The organism is Nocardia farcinica, from assembly GCF_029867845.1.
Classification (GTDB): Bacteria; Actinomycetota; Actinomycetes; order Mycobacteriales; family Mycobacteriaceae; genus Nocardia; species Nocardia farcinica_A.
This window is the reverse complement of record NZ_JARWRU010000445.1, coordinates 1-2,085: the sequence shown is the minus strand read 5'-3', so window position 1 is coordinate 2,085 and position 2,085 is coordinate 1. Positions and strand designations below refer to the sequence as shown.

Genomic DNA, 2,085 nt, shown 5'->3' with positions numbered 1-2,085 from the left:
CTTCCTGTTCCACGCCATGCAGTTGTCGCTGGATCTGGCCGCGGCCCGCGGCGCGGACATAGTGCTGGCCAACGCCTACTGGTACAAGTTCTACGCCACCGAGGTCGCCCACGGCCGCGACCCGGCCGTGCTGCGGCAGTTGACCGCGGGCTTCCCCGAGCCGGACCGCACCTTCTACCTGGCCGTCTCCCCGGCCGACGCGCTGGGCCGCAAGCGGATGCGCAGCGACTACGAGAGCGGCTACGGCGACGAACAGGCGTTCCTGGACTTCCAGCAGCGCAGCCACGAGGCGCTGGACGCGCTATCGCACGAGCTGGGCTGGGTGCGCCTCGACGGCACCGCGCCGCCCGCCGACCTGACCTCGGCCGTGCTGGCCCAACTGCGGGAGGACGACCGATGACCCACCGGGTGGCCGTGGTCGGCATCGACGGCGCGGGCAAGTCCTCGATCATGGCGCGGCTGCGCGAACTCGCCCCCGCGGCCGGGCCGAGCGCGTTCGCGTCCATGACCTGCCCCGATTTCCACAACACCAGGGATGTCCCGCTGACCGACCTGTCCAGGCAGCTCAAGGCGTTCAGTGTGGGGTGCGACGAGATCTCCAGCGTGGAGATGAAGGCCACCGCCATGTACCTGCAGATGACGCTGTTCGGACCGGTGGAACGGCACTTCCTGGACACCTGGGACCCGGATGTGCTGATCTTCGAACGACATCCGCTGATCGAGCTGCTCGTCTACGGCCCGCTCTACGTGGCGCTGGCCGGGCCGGAGTGGGACGGCCACCAGCGCGAGCACGAGATCGCCGCGGTGCTGGAGCGGCACGAGCCGGGCACCTTCGACACCATCCTGGCCTGGCAGCGCGCACAGGCGGACCGCCTGGGCAGCGACCCGGACATCTGGAAGCTGCTGTCGGAGATCGCCGACCTGGTCGGCCGGGAGGTGACCGACTCGATCGCGGGGTTCGCCGCCCGATTCCGCACCACGCTGCCGGACGCGGTGCTGTGGCTGGACACCCCGCCGGAGCAGGCAGCGGCCCGCTGCGCGGCCCGTTCCGGGACCGGTCCGACCGAGGCCCACGAGACCGCCGACCGCCTGGCCGCGCTGCGCGCGGGCTACCTGCGGGTGCGCGAGACCCTCGCGGTCGCCTTCCCCGAGGTGGGATTCCACCGCATCGACACCGGTGACGGGGTCGATCTGGAGGATTCGGTGCGCGCCTGCATCAGCGAAGGGAAGTTGTTCGGATGACGCCGGATATCCGCTCCGTCACGGAGATCGAGTCGCGGGTGCGCGCGATCGTCGGCGAGGTGCTGTGGGTGGCGGCCGACGAGATCGACCCGGCCACCCGAATGATCGACTACGGCCTCGACTCGCCGACCGCCATCGAATTGACCATCCAGCTCGAGCGCGCGTTCGGGATCGACATCCCCGAGGACGCCGCGGCGGGCCTGAACACCGTCGCCGACATCGTCGCCTACCTCAGGGAGGAACTGTGACCCCCGCGCTGCCCGTTCCACACCCGAGCATCGTGCACGCGCTGCTCGTCCACGCCGAGCGCGGGTCCGACGCCGCGGCCACGATCTTCGTCCCTGATCGTGGCGCCGATCCCGACGACGCCGACATCCGGTGGCGTCACGACGATCTCGTTCCCGCCGCCTGCCGCGCGGCCACCGTGCTCGCCGAGGCGGGCGTCGGCGAGGGTGACCGGGTGCTGTTGGGGCTGCCCACCTCCCCGGATTTCCTGACCGCCTTCTTCGGCGCGCTGGTGCTCGGCGCGATCCCGACGGCCACCGCGCCGCCGGGCGGCTTCGGGTCGGCGGAGGTCTTCCACGGGCGGGTCAGGGCGCTGCTGGGCTACCTGCGGCCCGCCGCCGTCATCGCCCCCGGCGCGGTGTCGGCCGCGGCGGAACTGCCCGCCGGGGTCGCCGCGATCGACGGCGCCGTGCTGCACGCCGCGGCGACGGACCCGGCCACCCCCGCCCGCGCGCCCCGGCTGCCCGCCCCCTCGGACACGGCGTTCATCCAGGCCACCTCCGGGTCGACAGGAACACCGAAGGGGGTGCGGGTCACGCCCGCGAACCAGGCCGCCCA

The 2,085-nt window shown here is 72.3% G+C and carries 4 protein-coding genes; all 4 read left to right on the top strand.

Annotated elements, in window-relative coordinates:
- Window positions 1-400, top strand: a 400-nt coding sequence (locus QH283_RS09565; RefSeq protein WP_280502658.1) for a dTMP kinase, incomplete at its 5' end; no start/stop codon positions are given.
- Window positions 397-1,242: a hypothetical protein gene (locus QH283_RS09560; RefSeq protein ID WP_280502657.1), complete on the top strand. Its 846-nt coding sequence runs from the start codon at window positions 397-399 to the stop codon at window positions 1,240-1,242. The genes QH283_RS09565 and QH283_RS09560, both read left to right, overlap by 4 nt.
- Complete coding sequence (locus QH283_RS09555; protein ID WP_280502656.1) at window positions 1,239-1,490, top strand: acyl carrier protein; 252 nt, start codon at window positions 1,239-1,241, stop codon at window positions 1,488-1,490. The genes QH283_RS09560 and QH283_RS09555 overlap by 4 nt, the downstream gene beginning before the upstream one ends.
- On the top strand, window positions 1,487-2,085 hold a 599-nt coding region (locus QH283_RS09550; protein WP_280502655.1), incomplete at its 3' end, for an AMP-binding protein. The genes QH283_RS09555 and QH283_RS09550, both read left to right, overlap by 4 nt.